Origin of the sequence: Streptomyces sp. R302 (genome assembly GCF_012927245.1) — a bacterium.
Classification (GTDB): Bacteria; Actinomycetota; Actinomycetes; order Streptomycetales; family Streptomycetaceae; genus Streptomyces.
In genome coordinates this window covers 139,111-164,072 of record NZ_JABBGE010000004.1, presented here as the reverse complement: position 1 = coordinate 164,072, position 24,962 = coordinate 139,111, and the positions used below count along the sequence as shown (strand labels likewise).

General features: G+C 72.1%; 14 protein-coding genes. 2 read left to right on the top strand and 12 right to left on the bottom strand.

Features of this window, described 5'->3' with window-relative positions; genetic code table 11:
• Window positions 1-248 precede the first annotated feature (248 nt).
• On the top strand, window positions 249-1,325 hold the full coding sequence (locus HHL19_RS13730) for an LCP family protein (RefSeq protein ID WP_169089210.1): 1,077 nt from the start codon (window positions 249-251) through the stop codon (window positions 1,323-1,325).
• A gap of 121 nt (window positions 1,326-1,446) precedes the next feature.
• On the opposite strand, the gene HHL19_RS13725 is transcribed toward HHL19_RS13730, so the two are convergent.
• The 10 genes from HHL19_RS13725 to ngcE form a co-directional block, all read right to left on the bottom strand.
• The gene (locus HHL19_RS13725) at window positions 1,447-2,535 is read right to left on the bottom strand and encodes a hypothetical protein (RefSeq protein WP_169089208.1); all 1,089 of its coding nucleotides are present in this window, start codon (window positions 2,533-2,535) and stop codon (window positions 1,447-1,449) included.
• Between the two features lie 114 nt (window positions 2,536-2,649).
• Window positions 2,650-4,167 (bottom strand): amino acid permease, encoded by a 1,518-nt coding sequence (locus HHL19_RS13720; RefSeq protein WP_169089206.1) that lies wholly within the window; start codon window positions 4,165-4,167, stop codon window positions 2,650-2,652.
• A 193-nt stretch (window positions 4,168-4,360) separates the two neighbouring features.
• Window positions 4,361-6,280: a 1-deoxy-D-xylulose-5-phosphate synthase gene (gene dxs, locus HHL19_RS13715; RefSeq protein ID WP_169089204.1), complete on the bottom strand. Its 1,920-nt coding sequence runs from the start codon at window positions 6,278-6,280 to the stop codon at window positions 4,361-4,363.
• A 224-nt stretch (window positions 6,281-6,504) separates the two neighbouring features.
• Window positions 6,505-7,791, bottom strand: coding sequence for a sugar ABC transporter permease (locus tag HHL19_RS13710; RefSeq protein ID WP_169089202.1), 1,287 nt, complete (start codon window positions 7,789-7,791; stop codon window positions 6,505-6,507).
• Window positions 7,788-8,567: an ATP-binding cassette domain-containing protein gene (locus tag HHL19_RS13705; protein WP_169089200.1), complete on the bottom strand. Its 780-nt coding sequence runs from the start codon at window positions 8,565-8,567 to the stop codon at window positions 7,788-7,790. Before HHL19_RS13705 ends, HHL19_RS13710 begins: the two co-directional genes overlap by 4 nt.
• Window positions 8,568-8,822: 255 nt before the next feature.
• Complete coding sequence (locus HHL19_RS13700) at window positions 8,823-9,887, bottom strand: substrate-binding domain-containing protein (protein ID WP_206324979.1); 1,065 nt, start codon at window positions 9,885-9,887, stop codon at window positions 8,823-8,825.
• A 122-nt stretch (window positions 9,888-10,009) separates the two neighbouring features.
• Window positions 10,010-11,230 carry an ROK family transcriptional regulator gene (locus HHL19_RS13695; RefSeq protein WP_169089198.1) on the bottom strand — a complete coding sequence of 407 codons (1,221 nt, stop codon included), beginning with the start codon at window positions 11,228-11,230 and terminating at the stop codon, window positions 10,010-10,012.
• Window positions 11,231-11,389: 159 nt separating this feature from the next.
• The gene (locus HHL19_RS13690) at window positions 11,390-12,322 is read right to left on the bottom strand and encodes a carbohydrate ABC transporter permease (RefSeq protein WP_169089196.1); all 933 of its coding nucleotides are present in this window, start codon (window positions 12,320-12,322) and stop codon (window positions 11,390-11,392) included.
• On the bottom strand, window positions 12,322-13,251 hold the full coding sequence (locus HHL19_RS13685) for a sugar ABC transporter permease (protein ID WP_169089194.1): 930 nt from the start codon (window positions 13,249-13,251) through the stop codon (window positions 12,322-12,324). The genes HHL19_RS13690 and HHL19_RS13685 overlap by 1 nt, the downstream gene beginning before the upstream one ends.
• Before the next feature lie 102 nt (window positions 13,252-13,353).
• On the bottom strand, window positions 13,354-14,802 hold the full coding sequence (gene ngcE / locus HHL19_RS13680) for an N-acetylglucosamine/diacetylchitobiose ABC transporter substrate-binding protein (RefSeq protein ID WP_169089192.1): 1,449 nt from the start codon (window positions 14,800-14,802) through the stop codon (window positions 13,354-13,356).
• A 458-nt stretch (window positions 14,803-15,260) separates the two neighbouring features.
• On the opposite strand from ngcE, the gene HHL19_RS13675 reads away from it, so the two are divergent.
• Complete coding sequence (locus tag HHL19_RS13675) at window positions 15,261-16,211, top strand: VCBS repeat-containing protein (protein ID WP_169089190.1); 951 nt, start codon at window positions 15,261-15,263, stop codon at window positions 16,209-16,211.
• Between the two features lie 104 nt (window positions 16,212-16,315).
• Here the strand turns inward: HHL19_RS13675 and HHL19_RS13670 are convergent, their stop codons facing one another.
• Together HHL19_RS13670 and HHL19_RS13665 are read right to left on the bottom strand one after the other, a co-directional pair.
• Entirely contained in the window at window positions 16,316-20,692 is a 4,377-nt protein-coding gene (locus HHL19_RS13670) for a type I polyketide synthase (protein WP_169089188.1), read from the bottom strand.
• A complete protein-coding gene (locus tag HHL19_RS13665; protein ID WP_169089186.1) occupies window positions 20,689-24,933 on the bottom strand; it encodes an SDR family NAD(P)-dependent oxidoreductase in 4,245 nt (1,414 codons plus the stop codon). The genes HHL19_RS13670 and HHL19_RS13665 overlap by 4 nt, the downstream gene beginning before the upstream one ends.
• Window positions 24,934-24,962 lie beyond the last annotated feature (29 nt).

The window sequence follows — 24,962 nt, the reverse complement described above, 5'->3', positions numbered from 1 at the left end:
TCTCCGGACCTCGGCAGGTCCGGAAGAACGTTTCTCTCGATGCAAGCCACACCAAGTTCGCTCGCACCGGATCTTCACATCCGAGCCACGCCTGAGACAACTTATAGAAGGCTTATTCGACCAGCTGTTATGCAGCTGAGATGTGAACGGGCCTCTTCCGTGCGGCCACCCCTCATCGCACACCCGTCCGATCTTCTGCCTATACTCCACGCTTCCACGCCTGACCAGGATTCGAGGACCCCCAGACGATGAGCCAGGACACCCGCACGCCCGAGGCCGTCGGCGGACGCCGTGGCGCCGCCACTCCCCGCAAGCGCCGCAGGACCGGCCGGATCGTCCTCCTGACGCTCCTGGTCCTGCTCCTCGCCGCGGGCGGCACGCTGTACTGGCTGTACAGCAGCATCGACGGCAACATCAAGGCCGTCGACATCGACAAGGCGCTCGGCGACGACCGTCCGGCGAAGCTGCCCACCAGCGGGCAGAACCTGCTGGTCCTGGGCTCGGACTCGCGCGCCGGCGACAACGGCGACCTGGTCGGCGGCGCGGTCGGCGGAGGCCGCGCCGACACCACGCTCGTGGTGCACATACCCGAGGGCCGCACCGAGGCCGTCGCCGTCAGCATCCCGCGCGACACCCTGGTCACCCGCCCCGAGTGCGTCGGCCGCGACGGGGGCACCGTGCCCTCCAAGAAGCGCGTCATGTTCAACTCCATCTACGCGCAGTACGGCTCCGCCTGCGTCGCCAAGACCGTGGAGTCGATGTCCGGCGTCCGCCTCGACCACTTCATGGAGATCGACTTCTCCGGCTTCAAGGACCTCGTGGACACCATCGGCGGCGTCACCGTCGACGTGAAGCAGCCCATCGACGACAAGCAGTCCGGCCTCCACCTCGAAGCCGGCAAGCAGAAGCTCGACGGCACCCAGTCCCTCGCCTTCGTCCGCACCCGCCACGGCGTCGGCGACGGCTCCGACCTGGGCCGCATCTCCCTCCAGCAGCAGTTCCTCACCTCCCTGCTCGCCGAGGTGAAGAACCAGGACCTGCTGGGCAGCCCCGCCAAGTCCTACAAGATCGCCGACTCGGCGACCAAGGCGCTCACCACCGACTCCGAGCTGGCCTCGCTCACCGCGCTCAGCGACTTCGGCCGCAGCCTCAACGGCGTCGACCCGCAGAACATGGAGACGATCATGCTGCCGGTCGCCTACGACACGATCGACCCCAACCGCGTGGTCGCCTACGAGCCCAACTCCTCCCGGCTGTGGAAGGCGATCCGCGAGGACGCCGAGATCCCGGCCGACGCGAAGAAGTCCCCCGCGACCGGCGGCTGACCCGCACGGTTCTCCCCCGGACACACCCTGTGCCCCGGTCCCCTCCCGAGAGGGGCCGGGGCACCGGTGCGTCCGGCGGGTGCCTTCCGGATCGTGCCGGGCCGATCCGGAAGACCCCGTTCTAGAAGCGAGTCCAGGGGCCCAGGGCGAGGCCCTGCTCGTCCGCCGTCTGCCGGGTGAACACCACTTCCCCGTCCGGCGTCAGGGCGGCGAGGGCCACCCCGCCGTCGAGGCCGGTCGTCAGGGTCGGCGGGGCGAGGACCGGCGGGCCCGAGGGGCTCCAGTACAGGCCCATGTCCTCGCGCTCCGCCATGAAGGCCCCGAGCGAGGTGACCCCGGCCGGGTCGCACTGGGCGACGAGCGTGCACTCGTACCCGTCGATCAGGCACGGGGTGGCCGTCAGCGGACCGGCGCCGACCGCCTGGGCGACCGGCGTGGGCACCAGGCCCCGGCCCGGCGACCAGAGGCAGACCCGGCCGTGGCCGTCCGCGTAGTAGGCCGTCACGTGCCCGGACGGACCGGTCACCGCGGCGAGCGTGCCCCGGACCACCGGGGTCGCCACCGGGACCTCGGCGACCGGCCTGGCCCCCGGCTCGTTCTGGACGTAGCGCAGCAGCCCGCGGTCGGTGGCCGTGTACAGCTCCACCAGGCCCGCGCCGTTCACCGCCGCCACCGGGTCGACGTCGGTGCGGCCGCCCTTCAGGTCCCACCACGGGTGCCAGCCGCCGGCGTCCTTCTGGACCCGGGCGCTCACGCCGCCGCCGCGGTTGCGGACGAAGACGTGGGCGCGGCCCTGGCCGTCCACCGCGAGGGCCGGGTTGCCGAACCACTCGGCCTTGCCGTTGGAGTGGCCGATGGACTTCCACTCCACGTTGGGGCGGCCGGTCTGGAACTGGACGCTGTGCACCAGTTCCACATGGCGCTCCCCCGCCTCCGCGCCGGTGTCGGTGGCCCGGAAGCCCACCAGGTGCACATAGCGGTCGTGGCCCTGCGCGGCCGCCAGGAACGGCAGCAGACCGCCGCCGCCCAGCCCGGCCGGGCCGTCGAACCGGCCGCCGGGGCCCTCGGTCCAGCGAAGGACCTCGCCGTCCCGGGGGACGTACACGCTGAAACGTCCCTCCGCGCCGCGGGCCAGCCAGCCTCCGTGCATTCTCGGGGCGCGCGGGGAGAGGAGGGAGGGGTCGGCGGGGGCCTGGGATGGGTTCACCATGGGAGAATCCAGCGCTCCGGGTCGAGTGGGGACGGTTCGCACCGACTGTATCCGCCCGGCCCGCACGCCCTCCGCTCGCCCGGGGGTTCGGCTCCCGGACCCCCCTGGCCCCGCTCAGGAACGGAGCCGCTCGCCCTCCCGGCCGAGCCGGCTGTGGCTGCGCCCGTAGGCGTAGTACACGACGATGCCGATGACCATCCAGACCGCGAAGCGGAACCAGGTCTCGCCCGGCAGGTTGAGCATCAGCCAGAGGGAGGCGGCGATGGAGACGATCGGCAGGACCGGCACCCACGGGGTGCGGAAGGCGCGGTGCAGGTCGGGGCGGGTGCGGCGGAGGATGATGACGCCGACGGCGACCATCACGAAGGCGAAGAGGGTGCCGATGTTCACCAGCGTCGCCAGCTCGTTGATGCTGGTGAAGCCGGCCACGATCGCAATGATCACGCCGAGCAGGATGGTGGGGCGGTACGGGGTCTTGAAGCGCGGGTGCGTGACCGAGAAGAAGCGGGGCAGCAGCCCGTCGCGGCTCATGGCGAAGAAGACGCGGGTCTGGCCGAGCAGCAGGATGAGGCAGACCGTGGTGAGGCCGACGGCGGCGCCGAAGCTGATCACGCCCGCGTAGAAGGGGTGGCCGGCGGCTTTGAAGGCGTCGGCGAGCGGGGCGCTCACGGACAGCTCGGTGTAGTGCTGCATGCCGGTGACGACCAGGGCGACCGCCACGTACAGCACGGTGCAGATGAGCAGCGAGCCGAGGATGCCGCGGGGCATGTCGCGCTGCGGCACCTTCGTCTCCTCGGCGGCGGTGGCGACCACGTCGAAGCCGATGAAGGCGAAGAAGACGATGGAGGCGGCCGTGAAGATGCCCATGACGCCGAAGTTGGTGGGCTCGTAGCCGAAGAGGAGCTGGACGAGCGGGGAGTCCCAGTTGGAGCCGCCGCCCTCCGGGGTCACGGCCGGCGGGATGAACGGCTTGTAGTTGTCGCCGACGACGAAGAAGAGGCCCGCGACGATCACGATCATGACGACCGTGACCTTGATCGCCACCACGACGGCGGTGATCCGGGCGGAGAGCTTCATGCCGGCGACCAGGATCGCGGTGAGGACCAGGACGAGCAGGAAGGCGAGGATGTCGAAGGTGCCGCCCGCCGCGTCCGGGCCCTCCAGTGAGGCCGGTAGGTGCCAGCCGACGTTGTCCATCAGCGAGCGGACGTAGCCGGACCAGCCGACCGCCACCACCGCCGTGCCGAGCGCGAACTCCAGGACCAGGTCCCAGCCGATGATCCAGGCCGGCAGCTCGCCGATGGAGGCGTACGCGAAGGTGTACGCCGATCCCGCCACCGGCACGGTGGAGGCGAACTCCGCGTAGCAGAGGGCGGCCAGGGCGCAGACGATGCCGGCGGCGACGAAGGCGAGGGCGGTGGCCGGGCCGGCGTTCTCCTTGGCGACCTTGCCGGTCAGCACGAAGATGCCGGTGCCGATGATGACGCCGACGCCGAAGACCGTGAGGTCCCAGGCGGAGAGGGATTTCCGGAGTCCGTGCTCCGGCTCCTCGGTGTCCCTGATGGACTGTTCGACCGACTTCGTCCGGAAAATCCCGGAGTTGGCCCGTGGGGGGCGTTGGTCCGTGCTCACCGTCGTACCTCCGCGTCGTCCGTGACGTCGGGTCTCGTGGCCCCGCGGACGGGGGGCGAGGGGACGCTGCCCGCGGTGGAGCCAGGATGCACGCGAAAGGGCCGGTCGGCACCCGGGAGGGTGAGCCGACCGGCCCAACGGTGACGCGGAGTGATGACCTCCGGAGGCCTACGGAGAGCTACGGAGGGGGAGGTCAGTCGCGGGCGGGCTCCACGGCCTGCCGCGGCGTCTCGTACCGGCCGTCCAGGCGGGAGACCAGGCCGGTGACCTGGCGCGCGATGTCCGGGGCGGTGAGGCCGATCTCGGCCAGGACCTCGCCGCGGGAGGCGTGGTCGAGGAAGACCGGCGGGATGCCGAAGTCACGCAGCGGTACGTCGACGCCGGCGTCGCGCAGCGCCTGGGCGACGGCCGAGCCGACGCCGCCGACCCGGCTGTTGTCCTCGACGGTGACGACGACCCGGTGCTCGGCGGCGAGCGGCGCGAGGGCCTCGTCGACCGGCTTGACCCAGCGGGGGTCGACCACGGTGGTGGAGATGCCCTGCCGGTCGAGGAGGTCGGCGATCTCCAGGCACATGGGCGCCAGGGCGCCCACGGAGACCAGGAGGACGTCCGGCTTGCCGCTGCCGGACTCGCGGAGCACGTCCATGCCGCCGACGCGCCGCAGGGCGGGGACGGCGGGGCCGACCGCGCCCTTGGAGAATCGGACCACGGTGGGCGCGTCGGTGACCTCGACGGCCTCCCGGAGCTGGGCGCGGACCTGGTCCGCGTCGCGCGGGGCGGCGAGCCGCAGACCGGGCACGACCTGCAGGATCGACATGTCCCACATGCCGTTGTGGGAGGCGCCGTCGGTGCCGGTGACGCCGGCCCGGTCGAGGACGAAGGTGACGCCGCACCTGTGCAGGGCCACGTCCATCAGGACCTGGTCGAAGGCGCGGTTGAGGAAGGTCGCGTAGACGGCGAAGACCGGGTGGAGGCCGCCGGTGGCGAGGCCGGCCGCGGAGACCGCGCCGTGCTGCTCGGCGATGCCGACGTCGAAGACCCGCTCGGGGAAGGCCTTGGCGAACTTGTCGAGGCCGACGGGCTGGAGCATGGCCGCGGTGATCGCGACGATGTCCTCGCGCTCCTTGCCGAGCGCGACCATCTCCTCGCCGAAGACGCTGGTCCAGTCGGCCCCGGAGGAGGCGATGGGCAGGCCGGTGTCGGGGTGGATCTTGCCGACGGCGTGGAAGCGGTCGGCCTCGTCCTGGAGCGCGGGCTGGTAGCCGCGGCCCTTCTCGGTCAGGCAGTGGACGATCACCGGGCCGCCGAAGCGCTTGGCGCGGGTGAGCGCGGACTCCAGGGCCTCGATGTCGTGGCCGTCGATGGGGCCGACGTACTTCAGGCCCAGGTCCTCGAACATGCCCTGGGGGGCGATGAAGTCCTTGAGGCCCTTCTTGGCGCCGTGCAGGGTCTCGTAGAGCGGCTTCCCGACGACCGGGGTGCGCTCCAGGATGTCCTTGCCGCGGGCGAGGAAGCGCTCGTAGCCGTCGGTGGTGCGCAGGGTGGCCAGGTGGTTGGCGAGGCCGCCGATGGTGGGGGCGTAGGAGCGCTCGTTGTCGTTGACGACGATGACGAGCGGGCGGTCCTTGGCGGCGGCGATGTTGTTGAGCGCCTCCCAGGCCATGCCGCCGGTGAGCGCGCCGTCGCCGATGACGGCGACGACGTGGTCGTCCTTCTTCAGGATCTGGTTCGCCTTGGCGAGGCCGTCGGCCCAGCCGAGGACGGTCGAGGCGTGCGAGTTCTCGATGACGTCGTGCTCGGACTCCGCCTGCGAGGGGTAGCCGGAGAGGCCGCCCTTCATCTTCAGCTTCGAGAAGTCCTGGCGGCCGGTGAGCAGCTTGTGCACATAGCTCTGGTGGCCGGTGTCGAAGAGGACCTTGTCCTTCGGGGAGTCGAAGACGCGGTGCAGGGCGATGGTCAGTTCGACCACGCCGAGGTTGGGGCCGAGGTGTCCGCCGGTCTTGGAGACGGCGTCGACGAGGAAGGTCCGGACCTCCGCGGCCAGCTGGTCCAGCTGTTCCGGGGAGAGCCGGTCCAGGTCGCGCGGTGTCCTGATACGGGTCAGCAGGGCCACCCGTGCCTCCTTGCGTTCTGAGCTGGTCGAGCTTGCCGATTTTGCCGAGTCTAATGTTCCGTCTTGGATCGTGGGCATCGGGCCAGCCGGAGCGGCATCACCCTCATGGGGGATGTACTGCTCCGGACGCGACGGTGCCCGGCACCGGTTTCCCGGTGCCGGGCGGATGTGGCCCGTGCCTCGGACGCGCCGCGCGGGGCGGCGCGTCGGGCGCGTCGGGCGCGTCAGGCGCGTCCCGCGGACTTCTGGGTCTTGCGGGAGACGGAGTCGATGATCACGGCGATGAGGAGCACCGCGCCGGTGATCATGTACTGGATCGCGTTGGACGACAGGTTGAGCTGGTTGAGGCCCTGGACGATCGACTGGAGCACCAGGATGCCCAGGAGCGCCGACCAGACCTTGCCGCGGCCGCCGAAGAGCGAGGTGCCGCCGATGACCGCCGCGGCGATGCACATCATGAGCTGGTTGCCGCCGCCGAGGGAGCGGTCGGCGCCGCCGGTGGCGGAGGCCAGGAAGAGGCCGCCGACGGCGCCCAGGGTGCCGGAGATCATGAAGACGGAGGTCCGGATCCAGGCGACGTTGATGCCGGCCCGGCGGGCCGCCTCGATGCCGCCGCCGACCGCGAAGACCTGCCGGCCGTAGGTGGTGCGGCGCAGCACGAAGTCGGTGACGAGCAGGATCGCCAGGAAGATCACCAGGGAGAGCGGGAGGCCCTTCTCCTGGTTGAAGCCGTACGCGGCGACCAGGACGAGGGCCGCGAGGACGCCGGTGCGCAGCAGGATCTCGCTGTGCGGGCGGTGCGGCAGCTCGGCGGCCTTGCGGCGGCCGGAGTCGCGCAGCTGGGCGAGGTAGAAGGCGGCGATCACCACGACGGCGAGGCCGTAGGCGGCGGCGACGTCGGAGAAGTAGTACTTGGTGAGGTCGCCGACGAAGCTGCCGATGGGGGTCGGGATGGTGGACCGCTCGCCCATCACCCAGGTCTGGAGTCCGGCCCAGCCGAGGAAGCCGGCGAGGGTGACGACGAAGGCGGGGACGCCGATCTTGGCGAAGACCAGGCCGTGGAAGGCGCCGAGCAGGGTGCCGGAGAGGACGCCGAGGAGGATCGCGAGGGAGTCCGGCAGGTCGGTGGCGAAGACGCCCCAGACGGAGCCCGCGAGGCCGGCGACGGAGCCGACCGCGAGGTCGATCTCGCCGAGCAGCAGCACGAAGACGATGCCGACGGCCATGATGCCGGGGCCGGCCGCGTACAGCATGATCTGGTCGAGGTTGTACGAGGTGATGAAGTTGCCGGTCAGCGCCTGGAAGACGATGCCGATCACGATGAGGCCGACGACGACCGGGAGGGAGCCGATCTCGCCGGAGCGGATCTTGCGCTTGAACTCGTCGGCGTAGCCCTTGAGTCCCTGCTCGCGGACGAGCAGGCGGGGGTCGACGGCGGGGATCGCGGCGGCCTCGGGGGTGCGGGGCTCGGGGACCTCGGCCTTCTCGGTGGCCTGGGGGGTCGTGCTCACTGGGCTGCCTCCGCGGTGCGGGCCTGCCGGCGGGTCACGGCGTTGTCCGTGGCGCCGGTGATCGCGGCGATGATCTCTTCGTGCGTGGTGCCGGCGACCGGGAAGGTGCCGTTGTTGCGGCCGAGGCGCAGCACGGCGACGGTGTCGGCGACCGCCTTCACGTCGGCCATGTTGTGGCTGATGAGGATGACGCCGAGGCCCTGCTCGCGCAGCCGCTCGACGAGGTCGAGGACCTGGGCGGTCTGCTCGACGCCGAGGGCGGCGGTGGGCTCGTCCAGGATCACGATCTTGGGGTCGCCGACCAGGGCGCGGGCGATGGCGACGACCTGCCGCTGGCCGCCGGAGAGGGCGGCGACGGGGATGCGGACGCTGGGGATGCGGATGGAGAGGGTGGACAGGAGGTCCTTGGCGCGCTTCTCCATGGCGACCTCGTCGAGGACGCCGCCCTTCTTGAGCTCGCGGCCGAGGAAGAGGTTGGCGACGACGTCGAGGTTGTCGCAGAGGGCGAGGTCCTGGTAGACGGTGGCCACGCCGAGGGCCTGCGAGTCCTGCGGGCGGGAGATCCCGACCGGGCGGCCCTCCCACTCGATGACGCCCTCGTCGATGGGGTGGACGCCGGCGATCGTCTTGACCAGGGTGGACTTTCCGGCGCCGTTGTCGCCGACCAGGGCGACGACTTCGCCGGCATGGACTTCGAGGTCGACACCGGAGAGGACCTGGACCGCTCCGAATCGCTTGAAGATCCCGCGCAACGCCAGGACAGGCGTCTGGGACACGTGAACCAACTCCTTCGCCGCCCGTGCGGAGGGCGGCGGCATGTCGCGCCGTGCGGCGGCGCCGAGTTCGAGGGGGGCTGTGCTCGTCCGGCCCCGGACCGACAGCGGGGTCTGGGTCGGCCGGGGCCGGACGGGTCTGGGGGCGGAGGGCGCCGCGTCACGGGGACGGGCGCGGTCCGCGTCCTGCCGGGGCTGACGGTCCGGCAGGGAGGGTGCGGGGCCCGGGAGCCGGAGCGTCCCGGACCCCTGCGGGGCCTACTTGATGCCCAGCTCGGCGCACTTGGCGGCGAGGTCCGCGGAGCAGATGTCGGCGGCGGCGTAGATGCCGTCCTTGATCACCGTGGACTGGATGTTGGTCTTGTCGACGACCACCGGGGCGAAGAGGGTGGACTTCACGCCGTCCGTCTCGCCCTGGGCGCCGAGGTCCTTGCCCTGGAGCAGGTTGACCGAGAACTTGGCGGCCTCGGGAGCCAGCTGCAGCGGGCTCTTGTAGATGGTGAAGGTCTGGGTGCCGGCGACGATGCGCTGGATGCCCGCGACCTCGGCGTCCTGGCCGCCGACCGGGATGCCCTTGATGCCGGCGTTCTCCAGGGAGGTGACGATGCCGCCCGCCATGCCGTCGTTGGCGGAGTAGACGGCGCCGATCTTGTCCTTGCCGAGGGAGGAGATGGCGGCGGCCATCTTCTCGCCCGCGATCTTCGGGTCCCACTCGCCGGAGGCCTCGTAGGCGATCTTGCCGACCTTGCCGTCGAGCGCGGCGTGGGCGCCCTTCTTGAAGAGACCGGCGTTCGGGTCCTTCTCGTCGCCGTTGATCATGACGATCTGGGCGGTGGCGGCCTTGGCGCCGAGGGCGGAGATCAGGGCCTGGCCCTGGAGCTCGCCGACCTTGTTGTTGTCGTGGCTGACGTAGGCGTCGGCGCCCTCGATCGCGCGGTCGTACGCGACGACCTTGACGCCCTTGCCCTGCGCCTCCTTGACCCAGGCGGCGGCCTTGGCGGAGTCGACCGGGTCGAGCGCGATGACCTTCACGCCGTCGGCGACGAGCTGGTCGAACTGCTGCTTCTGCTTCACGACGTCGGAGACGGCGTTGTTGTAGACGACCTCGCAGGCGTCGCAGGCGGCCTTGACGGCCTTCTCGAACTGCGGCTTGTCCAGCGACTCGTACCGCGCGGTCTTGTTCTCCGGGAGGAGCAGACCGATCTTGGTCGAGCTGCCCTTCTCCTCGCTGTCACCACCGCCGGCCTGGCCGCAGGCGGAGAGCGCGAGGGCCATCGAGACCGCGGCCGAGCCTATGACGACGCGACGAGTCATTGCGTTCATGTGGGGTTGCCTCCCTGACGAGGCCGCGACGGTGCGGCCGAGGTGTCACGAAGTCAACTCGGCCGCAACACCGTCGTCAAGAAGTGAAAACTTAACGAGATGACAACGGTGGTTAGCGTTCTCTAAGTGAACGCGGGCACGGAGGCCGGAGCGGCCGTCTGAAATGCCCCTTCCGCCCCGTTGAGGAGCGTGGAGTCGCCCATCTCGCTCAGCACCAGGGCCAGCGCCCCCAGGACCTCGGCCCGGCCGCCCAGAGCCCCCTGGACCAGGGAGAGCCTGCGGGCGGCGCTGGGGATCGCGTACCGGCCCACCGAGTCCCGGATGGGGGCGAGCACCAGCTCGCCCGCCTCGGCGAGGTCGCCGCCGAGCACGACCCGGCTCGGGTTCAGGAGATTGCAGAGGTTGGCGACGCCGCTGCCGATGTGGCGGCCCACGTCGGCGATGACCCGCCGGCAGCCCGGGTCGCCCTCGCGGGCCAGCTGCACCACCCGCTCCATGGTGAGGTCGGGGCCGTGGCTCGGCTGGAGCAGCGGCAGCACGTACCGGGCGGCGGTGAAGGTCTCCAGGCAGCCGCGGTTGCCGCAGCGGCAGACCGGGCCCGACTCGTCGAGGGTGATGTGGCCGATCTCGCCGGCCGTGCCGCCCGGGCCCCGGTAGACCCGCCCGTCGATCACAAGTCCGGCGCCGACACCGCTCGCCACCTTGATGTACGCCAGGTCCTTCACGCCCCGGCCGCTCCCCCACACCAGCTCGCCGAGCGCGCCCAGGTTGGCGTCGTTGTCGACGTGGACGGGGACCCCGAGCCGGGCGGACAGCTCCTCGGCGGGGTTGATCCCGCTCCACCCCGGCAGGATCGAGGTCGAGCCGAGCGTCCCGGAGGCGACGTCGATGGGGCCCGGCACGCCGAGACCGACGCCGATCACCTTGTCGCGGCCGATGCCGGTGGCGTCGATCAGCCGGTTGACCAGCTGTTCCGCCCGGTCGAAGCCCTCCGCGGCGGAGGCGTCCACGTCGAGCGGCTCGGCCTCCTCGGCGAGCACCTGGTGGGCGAGGTTGCCCACCGCGACCCTGAGGTGGGTGTGGCCGAAGTCGACGCCGATGACGATGCCGGCGTCGCCGGAGAGCGAGACGCTGCGGGCCCGCCGGCCGCCCGCCGAGGTGGGCGTCACCTCGACCGTGCCACCGTCCTTCAGCTCCCGGACGATGTTGGAGACCGTCGCTGCCGACAGCCCCGTCGCCCGGGCGATCTCCGCCTGGGTCAGCGAACCGGCCATCCGGACCGCCCGGACGACCCGCTCCAGATTGGCCCTGTGCAGAGACGTCTGCGACCCCGGAGTCTCCATCGACTCTCTCACTCCCACCGTTATCTCCAACATGTGAACTCTAAGGGGACGCTTTCCGCTTCGCTTCCGTCAAGACCCGGAACAGCGGCAGGGGGGCATGCGAAGGCCCCCGCACGCGTGCGTGCGGGGGCCTTCGCGCCTTCGGGGAGGGGGTTCGCGCTACTTCACGGCTCCGGCCGTGAGACCGGCCACCACCTGGCGCTGGAAGACGATGTACGCGGCGAGCACCGGCAGCATCGCCATCACCAGGCCGGCGAAGAGACCGGACCAGTCGCCCTTGTAGCCCTGGCTGACCGCGAGCTGCACCAGACCCTGGGAGAGCACCTTGTTGTCGGGGTCGGTGTTGAGCACCGTCGGCAGCAGGTACTGGTTCCACTGGCCGAGGAAGTTGAAGATGCCGACGCTGACCAGGCCCGGCTTGGCCATCGGCAGCATCACCTGGAAGAAGGTGCGGGTGTGCGAGGCCCCGTCGATGAAGGCCGCCTCCGCCACCGAGGTCGGCAGCGTCCGGAAGAAGGCGGTCAGGAAGAAGACGGTGAAGGGCAGCGAGTACGCGATGTAGACCAGGATCAGGCCGTGGATCGTGTTCAGCAGCGCCATGTTCTGCATCACGTAGAACAGCGGCACGAGCGCCAGGATGATCGGGAAGCTCATCCCGCCGATGAAGAGGAAGTAGAGGAAGCGGTTCCCGGGGAACTCGAAGCGGGCCAGCACGTACGCCGCCATCGAGCCGAACAGCAGGGTGCCGACGAGCGAGCCGCCGACCACCAGGACCGTGTTCAGGAAGTACTCGCTCATGTGCGCCTGGGTCCAGGCGCGCGACCAGTTCTCGACGTGCAGCGCGTCCGGCAGCGACCAGGGGGAGGTGAAGATCGCCCGGTCGGTCTTGAAGGAGGTCATGACCGCCCAGAGCAGCGGCAGCACCACCATGATCGCCCAGATGATCAGCACGCCGTGCGAGAAGACGTTGAGGACGCCGCCCTCGCGCTTGGTGTCGACCGGGGCCGCGGTCTTGCGGACGACGGGGATCCGGTCGGTGCGGAGGGCCGGGATCCGCTCGTCGTCGGCGGGCGGGGTGTCGGTGGTCTTCATCAGAACTCCAGCCGCTCGCGCCGGCCCAGCTTCATCACGACCGCCGCGAAGGCGAGCGTGACGAGGAGGAGCGCGACGCCGATGGTCGTGGCGTAGGCGGCCTGACCGTCCCGGAACGCCTTCTGGTACACGTACAGCGGCAGGACGATGGTCGAGTAGTCGGGGCCGCCGCCGCTCGGCCCGACGGTCATGATCTGCACCACCGCGAAGGACTCCGCGCCGAGCGCGAGGATGCCCATGTAGATCCACCCCGACTGCACGGTGTCCCACAGCAGCGGCAGGGTGATCCGGAAGAAGGTGGTGAAGCGGTTGGCGCCGTCGAGGAGCGCGGCCTCGTAGAAGTCGCGCGGAATGGACGCCATGCCCGCCGAGAAGAGCACCACGAAGAAGCCGACCGTCGACCAGACGAGGACGATCATCACGCAGATCAGGGCGAGGTCCGGGTCACCGAGCCAGTCCGGCTGGACGCCGCCGAGGCCGATCGCCCTGAGGAACGAGTTGATGGCCCCGCTGTTCGGGTTGTACGCGAACTGGAAGAGCAGCGCCACGATCACGATCGACAGCACCTGCGGGAAGAAATAGACGATCTTGTAGAAGGACGAGCCGCGGACGCCCGTGACCGCCGCGCCCTTCCGCCGCCGGCCCCCGACATTCAGCATGAACGCCAGGAAGAGCGCGAATCCGACCGTCACCAGGGGAAGGACGACCGCGAAGGTCAGGCTGTGCTGGAGCGATTTCCAGAAGATCTCGTCGTCGAGCAGTCTCGTGTAGTTGTCGAGACCGACGAACCCGAATTCGGGACTCAGACCGCTCCAGTCCGTGAGCGAGTAGTAGATGGACTGGATGAACGGCCAGATGACGAAGAGCGCGTAGAGCGCCAGGGGGACCACCAGGAACCCCACGATGAAACGGTACTTGCCGTGCTGCATTCCGAACCGACCCCGATCTCCGGCGAAGGACGCGCGCCGCGGCGCCGCGCGCCGAGGGGCCGGGGCCCGCTCCCGGTCGGCGGGAAGGGGCCCCGGCACTGCTCACTGGTGCTTGTAGTGCTTGATGCTCGGGTCCTTGGCCGCCTCGTCGGCGAACTTCTGGATCTTCTTGATCGTCTCCGCGGGGGTGGCGCGGCCGGCCATCATCTCGCCGATGCCGGCGACGCCGATCTTCTCCTTCTGGAGCGCCACGTACCAGTCCTGGAGGCGGGGGTTGACCACGTTCGCGCCGGCCTTCTCCAGGGCCGCCACGCCGGACTTGAGGCCCGGGGAGAGCTCGATGCCGGAGGTGCCGCCGTTGAGCGCGCTGAGCGACTTCACGGACTGGGTGAAGCTCTTGGAGGAGGCCTCGCTGAGCATGATGCGCAGCTGCTCCATGGCGGCCTCGGGGTTCTTCGCCTTCGCCGGGACGATGAAGGGCTCGCCGCCGGCCGCCCAGATGGTGCCGAACGGCAGCTTGTCGGAGGAGTCCAGACCGGTCGGGGCGGAGACGGCGAGGCCGAAGTCGGCCGGCATGGTCTTCGCCGCCTCGTTCTCGACCCAGGAGCCGTTCGGGATGAAGAGGGCCTTGCCCTCGGTCCAGGCGGTCTGCGACTGGATGTGGTCGAGGCCGGGGGTGCCCTGGAGGATGTAGCCCTTCTTGAAGAGCTCGTAGTACGCCTCGAAGCAGGCCTTGACGGCCGGGTGCTCCCAGGCCTTCGGCTCCAGGTTGTCGATGGCGTCCAGGACCTCGCGGCCGCCGACCTTCCCGATCATCGGGTAGAGCGAGAAGGGGAGGTAGTACGGGTGCTTGCCCGCGTACGTCCAGGGCGCGATGCCCTTCTTCTTGGCCTTCTCGCAGACGGCCAGCATCTCGTCCCAGGTCTCGGGGTACTTCGCGTCCAGCGAGTCGAGCGCCTTCTGCGAGTACCACACGCCGTAGACGGTGTAGGCGTAGTTGAGCATCCAGCAGGGCTCGCCGTCGAACTGGCCCATCTCGATGATGCCGGGGCGCAGGGTGTCGCGGACCTTCTTCGACGGGTCGTCGACCGAGGGCGCGTCGAGGAGCGGGGTGAGGTCGGTCAGCTGCTTCTGGCCGACGAGGACGCCCATGTCCATCTGCTCGGCGCCCGAGTTGTCGATCAGGTCCGGCGGGGTGCCGCCGTTGAACCGCGGCTGGAGCTCGGTGGTGATCTTCTGCGTCGGGGTGAACTTGACCTTGGCCTTCGGGTAGTTGGCCTCGAAGAGCTTGATCGCGTCCTTGGCGTACTGCTGGCCGAAACCGCCGTCGAAGAGGACGAAGTCGAACTCGGCGGACTCGTTGACCCCGAGCGGGTTCTTCTCGGACTTGACGCCCTTCTCGACCTTCTCGTTGCTCTCGCCGCCACCGCTGGCGCAGGCGGAGAGGAAGCCCATGGCCGGGACGGAGATCAGACCGACAGCGGCGGAGCGCTTGATCAGGTCGCGACGGCCGAGGCCGCCCTCGTTCGACTGGGCGGAGGTGGATCCCATGCTCAAGTCCTCGCCTTCATTCAGGACTCAGGCGGTGTACCGGTCGCCCGTACTTCGTCTCGCCCACGGGCGAAGGGCCCCGCCACCGCGGTCATTTGCAGCTGGGTCGTGCAGGCGTCGGGCCGTCGCCGGAGGATTCCGACGGGCTGGACGCCGACAGGTATAGTCCACTTCCCTCGGCGGGAGCAAGATCGAAAGCAGCATTCGTCAGGCATCTTTCCCGAGTTGAGACCTCGGGGTTTTCGCGTTCACAAGATGAATGGTCCAATCGAAAAGCGGCGAAACGGACCGCCTCGGAAGAAAGTCAGGTCGGCCGGAACCGCACGGACACGGACATCGTCTTCCTGTCATGTACGGAGCCACTGCCGGGCGGCGGAAACGGGGGAAAACCCGCCGAACCAGGCCGAGTTCGGTGGTGCTACGTGCGCTTCCGTTCCCGAATCTGATCTGGAGATCACGTGGCCAAGACTTCTGGCCTGAACCGCACGGGCACGCTCGCCCGTGTCACTGTCGCCGCGGTGACCGCCGCCCTGGTGGGCACCACGACCGCCGCGGTGGCGGCGGAGCCGGCTCCGGCCTTCAAGCCGGCCGCGCAGGCGGACCTCGCGTCCGCCTCCACCGCCACCGCGACCGCGGCATCCGCGACCGCGGCCTCCGGTGCGGCACTCAACAACCTCTACGGCGTGCAGAGCAACGGCGACGTCATCGGCTACACCCCCGTCGGCGGCGGCGCCATCCAGCGCATCGCCGGCAAGGCCGGCACGGGCTGGACCGGGTACAAGAACTTCACCCAGGCGGACGCCGACGGCCAGCGTGAGTCGGACGGCTGGTACCACGCCGACGGCTGGTACGCCATCAACAGCGCGGGCCGGCTGCACTACGCGGGCGGCGGCCCGGTCCGCGACCTCGGTGGCGGCTGGAACATCTACAACAAGGTCTTCTCGGCCGGCAACACCGGTGGCGCCGCCCCGGACGACATCCTCGCCCGCGACAGCGCCGGTGTGCTCTGGCACTACCTGGGCTACGGCAACGCGGCGCTGACCCGGCGCGTCCGGGTCGGCGGGGGCTGGAACACCTACAACCAGATCGCCGGCAAGGGCGACGTGACCGGTGACGGCCGGGCCGACATCGTCGCCCGCGACCGCAGCGGCGTCCTGTGGCTGTACAAGGGCACCGGAAGCCGCACGGCGCCCTTCTCCGGCCGCATCCGCGTGGGCGGGGGCTGGAACACGTACAACTACATCTTCTCCCCCGGCGACCTGACCGGCGACGGCCGCGCGGACCTGGTGGGCCGTGACGGCTCCGGTGCACTGTGGCTGTACAAGGGCCGGGGCAGCTCCTCCGCCCCGTACACGGCCCGGGTGAAGATCGGCACGTCGGGCTGGAACGGCTTCCGCGCGATGTTCTGATCGACTCCTTGAACGCCGGAAGGGCCCCGCTCCTCGTGACGAGGAGCGGGGCCCTTCCCGTGGTCCGCCCGGCGGCGGCGCGCGTCAGGCGGTGCGGGGGCGGCTCACTCGATCAACTCCACCAGGTGAGCCGACAGTTCCGTGATCGTGGGGTGGTCGAAGCTGTAGGTCGGGGTGAGGCGGATGTCCAGGTCCTGACGGAGGCGGCTGCGCAGGCGCAGGCCGAGGAGGGAGTCCAGGCCCAGCTCGATGAAGGGGGCTTCGGTGTCGAGGCCGCCGGGTTGCTCTCCCAGCAGGGTCGCGACGGCGCCGGCCACGTAGTCGGTCATCCGGGCGGCACGCTGCCAGGGCCGGAGCGCGCGCAGCTCCGCGGCCACGGCGCCGGCGGCCGCCGGGACGGCGCCCTCGGCCGGCGGGGTGGTGGTGAGCCGGCGGGCGAAGGCGACGGGGTCGGCGTCGGCGAGCGGTCCGTGCAGGTGGGCGGCGAGCGTGGTGTCGGGTGCGGCGGCGAGCACGTGGTCGAGCACGGACATGCCCTGCTCGGGGCTGAGCTCGCCGAGACCCCGGCTGGTGCTCCTGGGCCGTTCGCCGAGGGCGGTGTGCATGCCGCCCCCGGACCAAGGGCCCCACTGGACCGAGGCCGCCCGCTGCCCGCGCGCCCGGCGGCCCGCCGCGACGGCGTCCATCGCGGCGTTCGCGGCGGCGTAGGCCGCCTGGGCCGGGGCGCCCAGCGTCGCGGTGACGGACGAGAAGCAGACGAAGAAGTCGAGGTCGAGCCGCTCCGTGAGCCGGTCCAGGTGCCGGGTGCCGTCGAGCTTGGGAGCCAGCACCCGGGCCAGCGCCTCGGGGGTGAGGTTGACCAGGGTCGCGTCGTCGAGCACTCCGGCCGCGTGCACGATGCCGCGTACCGGCGGATAGGCGCTCGCCAGATATGTGAACAGGGATTCGAGTTGCGCGGGGTCGGTGACGTCCACCTGGGCCCTCAGCAGATCGAGTCCGTCGGCACGCAGCTCCTCGAGGATCGTCTCGCCGATGCCGGCGCCGCCCGCCGACCGGCCGAGCGCCACCAGGTGACGGGCGCCCCGTTCGTACAGCCGGCGCAGCGCCCGGGCACCGAGCGCACCCGCGCCGCCGGTGACCAGGTACGTCGCGTCGGGGTCCAGGCGCGGCAGGGCGGGCTGCCCGGTGACCGGAGCGATCCGGGCGAGCAGCCGGACGCCGTCACGGTGGGCGACCTCCGGATCGGCACCGCCGACCAGGTCGGCCACCAGACCGGCGTCGACCGGACCGCCGTCCGTGTCCACACAGTGGATCGCCGTCTCGGTGAGTTCGGTGCGCGCGCTACGGGCCAGGCCCCACAGCGCCGCGTGCGCGGGATCGGGGGCGGCGTCGGCGTCGGCGTCGGTGGACTGGGCACGGGTGGTCAGCAGGACCAGGCGGCGCGGCGCGGCGCTGCTGCCGTCCGCGTAGCCGCGCAGCAGGGCGGCCACGGTGGCGACGCAGTCGGGCAGGCCGGCCGGTGCCGGATCCACGGTCGGGTCGGGGACGAGGACGACCCCCGCGGCGAGGGTGCCGGGCGTCCCGCTCGGCGGTGCCTCGCCGGGTGCCCTCAGCTCGCAGGAGCCCGTGTGGGCGCGGATCGCTTGCGCGAGGCGTACGGCGACCGGGGTGTCGGGGGAGCCCAACACCGTCCAGGACAGGTCCGAGGGGGTCTCGGCGAGGGGTCCCGCGGCCGGCTCCCAGACCGTGCGGCCGTGGAAGAGCGTCCCGTCGGTGGTCGGCACGGCCTCGGGTGTCGCCGTCGGCGCGGCCTCGGGTGTCACGGTCCCCGCGGCCGGGACCGGGTCGATCCAGTAGCGCTCGCGGATCCGGTGCGAGGTCGGGAGGAGCACCCGCCGTCCGGAGCCGGGCGCGCCGAACCGGGAGGTGTCGACCGGCGTGCCGAGGGCGTGGAGCCGGGCGGCCGCCTGCGCGAGCGCCTCGGCCGTGTCCCTGCGGCGCTGCACGGAGGGGACGAAGGCCGCGTCGGCTCCGGAGCTCCGCCCGTGGCCGCTGAGCACGGCGGCGGGGCCGATCTCCAGGAACAGGCGGTGGCCGCCGAGCAGCGACTTCAGCGCGTCCCCGAACCGTACGGTCTCGCGCACCTGGCGCACCCAGTACGCCGGGTCGGCGACGGACAGCTCCGCGCCGCCGGCCATCGAGGAGACGAACGGCACCGTGGGCTCGCGGAACCGGACCCCCTCGGCGGCGCGCTCGAACTCCTCGCGCATCGGGTCGAGGGCGCTGGTGTGGAACGCGTGCGTGGTGCCGACGGCGGTGGTGACGGTCTCCGTCCCGAGTTCGGCGGTGATCTTGGCGAGCGCGTCCGGGGACCCGCCGAGCACGACCGCGCGCTCGCCGTTGACCACGGCGATCTCGGCGGGCACGGCGCTGCGGACGAGGACGTCACGCACCCGCTCCTCGGTCTCCATCACGGCCAGCAGCGAGCCGGCCGGGCAGAGCTCGTCCATCAGCCGGCCGCGCGCCGTCACCAGCCGCAGCGCGTCCGGCAGGTCGAGGACCCCGGCCGCGCAGGCGGCGGCGTACTCGCCGAGGCTGTGGCCGAGCACGGCGGCGGGGCGGATCCCGGCCGAGGTCCACACGCCGGTGAGCGCGTACTGGAAGCAGAACAGCCCCAGCTGGGCCCAGCGCGCCTCGGTGTGCAGGGCCGGGGCGTCGGTGCGCAGCAGCTCCAGCAGTGCGGGGCCCGCCTCTCCGAGTTCCCGCAGACACTCGTCCAGCCCGGACCGGAAGGCCGGCACCCGCTGGTAGAGGCTCCAGGCGGTCTCGGCGAGTGCGCCGCCCTGGCCGCTGAAGAGGAAGACGGGCTGCTGGTCCCCCGTCGGCGACGCGGCCCGGTCCGCCGTCACGTCGTGGCGCGCCAGGGTACGCAAGCGCTCCACCAGGGTGTCCGCGTCGGGCGCGGCCACGGCGGTGCGGTGGGCGAACGCGGGCCGGGCCGTCCGGGCGGTGGCACAGACGTCGGCCAGGTCCTGCTCGGTGGCGGCCACGTGGTCGGCATAGGCCTCGGCCTGCTGACGCAGCCCCTCCGGGCTGCGTGCCGACAGGGTGAGCAGGTAGGGGCCGTCGTCCTTCCGCGCGGCGGGCCGCTCGGGCGCGGCGGCGAGCACCACGTGCGCGTTGGTGCCGCCGCCGCCGAACGAGCTGATCCCGGCGAGGCGTTCGGACCGGTCCTGGATCCACGGGGTGTTCTCGGAGACCACGAAGAAGGGTGAACTGTCCAGCCGCAGCGCCGGGTTCGGGGTGGTGAAGTTCAGCGTGGCCGGGATCAGGCCGTGTTCCAGCGCCATGGCCGCCTTCATCAGCCCGGGCAGGCCGGCCGCGGTGTCCAGGTGGCCGATGTTGGACTTCACCGAGCCCAGGCCGATGTGCCCGCCGGTACCGGCGCCGAACACCTGGGTGAGCGCGCTGACTTCGATGGCGTCGCCGAGTGAGGTGCCGGTGCCGTGCGCCTCCAGGTATCCGATGTCGTCCGGTGTGATCCCGGCCATCCGGTGCGCCGTGCGGATCACGTCGGCCTGGCCCTCGGCGCTGGGGGCCAGGTAGCCGGCCCGGAGAGCGCCGTCGTTGTTGACCGCGCTGCCCTTGATGACCGCGCAGATCGGGTCGCCGTCGGCCAGCGCGTCCTGCAGGCGGCGCAGCAGGACGACGCCCGCGCCGCTGCCGCCCACGGTGCCGCGTGCCGCCGCGTCGAACGGGCGGCACACGCCGTCCGGGGACAGGAAGCCGCCTTCCTCGTACACGTAGCCGCGGCGCAGCGGGAAGTGCACCCCGGCCGCACCGGCGAGCGCCATGTCGGTCTCTCCGGTGAGCAGCGACTGGCAGGCCAGATGGAGCGCCACCAGGCCGGTGGAGCAGGCGGTCTGCACACCGACGCTCGGTCCGCGGAGGCCGAGGCGGTGCGAGACGCGGGTGCAGAGGTGGTCGCTCTGGGTGGCGATGAACGCCTGGAGCGGGGCGAGTTCGGTGAGCAGGCCGGAGCTGCGGGCCAGGTTCTCGCTGAAGTAGGAGCTGAGTCCGTTGCCCGCGTACAGGGCCATGCCCGCGCCGCCGAAGCAGCCGATCCTCGCGTCGCCGAGCCGCTGCGGGTCGTACCCGGCCCGTTCGAGGGCGTCCCAGACGCACTCGAGGAAGAGCCGGTGCTGGGGGTCGGTGATCCGCGCCTCGGCGGGCGGGATGCGGAACAGCCCGGGGTCGAAGTCCTCGGCGCCGTCCAGGTAGCCGGCGGACGGCACGTAGTCGGGGTGGCGCACCAGGTCGGGGGCGACGCCGGCGGCGAGGAGTTCGTCGGGGGTGAAGGTGCGGATCGAGGAGACCCCGCCGGTGAGGTTGGTCCAGAACTGCTCGGGCGTGTTCGCGCCCGGGAACCGGCAGGCCATGCCGATGATCGCGACGTCACGTCCGGAATCGGTGGTGCTCATCGGACGGCCTCCGTTTCCGTGCGGACGGTGCCCGGCCGGCCGAACCGGTCGGAGCGGCGGCGCGGCGCGGCCGGTTCGGGTTGTCCGGCCCCGTCTCCCCCGCCGCCGGTTCCGCGCAGGCGTTCCAGGTGTGCGGCGAGGGCGGCCACCGTCGGATGGGCGAAGAAGTCGGAGATCTCCACCCGGGTGTCGAGCTTCTTCTCGATCAGGAGCTGTACCCGGGGCAGTTGCAGGGACCGCGCGCCCAGGTCGAAGAACCCCGCGTCGTAGGGGACTTCGGGTGCGGCGAGGACCTCCTGCCAGATGCCGGCGAGCGTGGCGAGGGTCTCCCGGTCGGCGCCCTCGCGCGAGCCCGTGCCCGTCGGGTCGGCGACGGCCGCCACCGCGACCGGTGCGCCGCGCAGATCGTCGACGAGGAGCTCGCCGGTGTCGGCGAGCAGCGGTAGGCAGCGGACCTCTAGCCGGTCCAGCGGTGCGGTCGGCAGGTCGACGCGGGCCAGGATGAACGGGTTGGTCGGTTCGAGGCCGATCACGGTGTGGCCGACGGGCAGCCGCACGGCGGTGTCGAAGGCGCGCAGCGCGGCCTCAACGGTGAGCACCCGGTAGCCGCGCGAGCGGACCAGTTCGTCGTCCTCGCTGCCCGCGCTCATGCCGGTCGACTGCCAGCGGGACCAGGACAGCAGGTGCACCGGCACGCCCTGGGCGCCCAGTCGGGCGGCCCAGGCGTCGAGGAAGGCGTTGGCCGCGCCGTAGCCGGCCACCTGGGCGCCGCCGAAGATCGCGTTGACCGAGGAGAAGGCGACGACGGAGCCCTTCCGCTCGGCGATCAGCCGGCCCAGCAGCAGGGCGGGTTCGACCTTGGCGGCGAGCACCTCGCGCAGCCGCTCCGGCGTGAGCTCGGCGACCGGGACGCCGTCCATCAGCCCGGCCAGGTGCACGGCACCGGCGACCGGCAGGTTCCAGTCCGCCTCGACCTCCGCGAGCGCGGCGCGCAGCCCGTCCTCGTCGCCGTTGTCGACAGCGAGGTAGCGGACCCGGCCGACCTGTTCGAGCTCGCGCAGCCGGCGCCGGCGGGCGTCGAGCGTGCCCCCGTCGCCCTGCGGGGCGCTCGGCTCCGGCAGCGGGGTGCGGCCGAGCAGGACGAGCGAGCAGCCGGTGGTGGCGAGGAGATGACGGCAGACCTCGAAGCCGACGCCGCCGAGGCCACCGGTGACGAGGTAGGCGGCGTCCCGCCGGAAGAGTGCCGACGGCCCGTCCGTGACGGGCGCGGCCCCGGACGCAGAGGCGGACGCAGAGGCGGACGCGGACCCGGACTCGGACGCGGCCCCGGACGCAGAGGCGGACGCGGACCCGGACTCGGACGCGGGCTCGGAACCGGACGCGGACCCGGACTCGGACGCGGGCTCGGAACCGGACGCGGACCCGGACGCGGGCTCGGAACCGGACTCGGAACCGGGCTCGGGCTGGCCGGTGATCCACAGCTCGCGCCGCACACCGCCCCGGTAGGAGACCACCGCGCCGACCGCCTCGCCGAGCAGTTCGCCGTCCGCGGCCCGCTCGTCACCGGGTTCGGCGTCGATCAACCGCACCCGCAGCCAGGGCAGTTCGGCGTCGAGGCTGGGGGCGAGGCCCGCGAGCGGGCTCAGCGCGAGGTCCGGGACGTCGTCGGCGGTGACCGCGCACAGGCCGGCGCCGAGCAGGGTGAGCCGGATCGGACCGCGCGGCCCCAGCTCGTCCAGTGCGCGGACCACCAGCAGGACCTGCTCGATCGCGGCGGCCTGACGCCCGATCAAGGTGCGCGCGTCCTCCGGCCGCGGCTCGGCCGGGAAGGCGAGCACGACCTCGCCGGGCAGCCGGGTACCGTCCGCGCCGTCGGCCAGGAACGCGCCGACCGCGCCGATCGTGGGCGCGACGGTGACGAGTCGGGGGTCCATGGGGTCCACCTGCCGGTCGTCGTCCCAGACGCCGAAGGCGCAGCGGTGCCCGTGGGCGTTCAGCAGGGCACGCAGTCGTCCGCCGGTCGCGGCGTCCGCGCCCAGCACCACGATCCGCGCGCTGTCGACGTCACGGGTTCGGGGCGCGGTGGGACGGGCCGCCCGGACGCGCCACCGGGGGCGGGCCAGCCACACCCCGGCGGGTTCGGCCGCCGCGCCGCGCGCCAGCCGGTCGTCGAACTCCCCCGCGTGCAGCCGTGCGGCGAGCACCGCACGGCGGATCTTGCCGATGGAGGTCTTGGGGATCTCCTCGGGCCGCACCTGGATGACGTGCCGGGGCGGGAAGCCGTAGTGCTCCAGCACCCGGCGGCGTACGTCGGCGCGCACCGCCTCCGCCTGCTGGCCGGGCCGCGGGCTGTAGAAGACGGCGATCTCGTCGGTGGCGGCGTTGTCGGGGCGGTAGCAGACCGCGGCGGTGAAGCTCTCGAGCACCCGGTCGGAGCGCTCGACCACGGCCTCCACCTCGGTCGAGGGGATGCTGATGCCGTTGACGCGGATGACGTCCTTGGAGCGGCCGACGATGGTCAGCGACCCGGCGGCGATCACGGCGCGGTCGCCGGTGCGGAACCAGCCGTCGGGCGCGAAGGACTCGGCGTTGGCCTTGTCGTTGTTGTGGTAGCCGCGGGTGACCATGGTGCCGGTGACCTCCAGGTCGCCGGTCTCGCCCTCGACGGCGGTCGAGCCGTCGGGCCGGACGATGCGCACCGACAGGCCGGGGAACGGGCCGCCGACCGGCACGGGACCGAGCAGTGAGCCCACCGTGCCGGAGAAGTCCTGGTCCGCGGTGACCACGGAGCAGGTCTCGGACATGCCCCAGGCGGGCTGCACGGTGTGGTCCCGCAGCCCGAACGGGGCGAGCACGGCGAGGAACTGGCGTACCTGCTCGGCGACGACCATCTCGCCCGCGTTGATGATGGACCGCACCCGGGACAGGTCCCAGTCACGGTCGCCCAGGTCCCCGGCGCGGGCCCCGATCAGCGAGAAGGCGAAGTTCGGCGCCCAGGTCAGGGTGGCCCGGTACCGGGTGAGGAGGTCCAGCCAGCGCAGCGGGTCGCCCAGGACGGCGTCGGTGGGGACGTGGACGTCCTCGCAGCGCAGGTAGACGTCGCGGACGTGGCACATCAGCAGGCCGACCACGTGGTCGAGCGGGAACCAGTTGACGGAGACGTCGTCGGCGCCGAGGCCGAGCGTGGCGCGGGCGGCGGCGGTCATCGAGAGGATCGCCGCGTGGGTCTGGGTGACCAGCTTGGGCATGCCGGTGCTGCCGGAGGTCAGCAGCATCACCGCGATGGCGTCCGGCCGGATCGCGGCCGGGGCGGCGGGCTCGGCCTCGGTGAGCGCGTCCAGGCCGTGCAGCCGGGCGCGTTCGCGTACGGCCGGCGGCACGCTCGTCGGGTCGGAGGTGACGATCACCGGTTCCTGGAGCAGTTCCCACACGTACTGGAGCCGCTCCGCCGCCGAGACGCCCGCCTCGGCGGTGACCGGGGCGCACGGGACGGCCACCGCGCCGCTCAGCTGGCAGGCCCAGAAGGCGGTCAGGAACTCCTCGTTGTCGCCGGCCGGCAGCAGCACCGGATCGCCCGGACGCACCCCGGCCCCCCGCAGGCCCTTCGCCACCCGTGCGGCGCGGTCGCGCAGCTCGCCGTAGGTCAGCCGGACCGCGTCGCCCGTGCCCGGGTCGAACACCACGCCCGCGCTGCCGGCCGCGGCCCGGTCCAGGGCCTGTACGAGGGTGAGCGGACCGTCCGGGTCGCCGGTCCGCCGCCCGCCGTCGAGCAGCGCGGGGGGCGCCTCGCCGTCCTGGCGCCCGGTCACCGGGTCGGCGCCGTCGGGCCGGACGACCAGGCCGCCGGGCTGCGGCACCCGGGCGTCCACGATCGCGGCCCGGGCCTCGGTGGCGCCGGCTTCCCGTGCGGCCCGTTCGGCCGCGCGCAGCGTGTCCTCGCCGAGGGCCGGCAGCTCGGCCAGCCGGTCCTGGTCCACGTGTCCCTCGGGGTCACGGGGCAGCGCTGTCAGCCGGACCAGGTGCGGGCCCAGCTCCTGCGGCACGCCGGGGCAGGCGCGCCGCAGGGTGCGCAGGAGGTCGGCGTGGCCGGTCGGCCGTCCCGGGACCACGTAGGCGATGACCCCGGTGTCGGCCGGTCCGGCCGCCACCCACCAGTCGGTGATCCCCGGCAGCTCCCGGAGTGCCCCGCGGACCCGGTCCGCTGCCTGCTGGACGTCAGGGGATCCTGACTCCTGATTCATCGCTCTCCTACGTGCTGTTCGGCGGGACG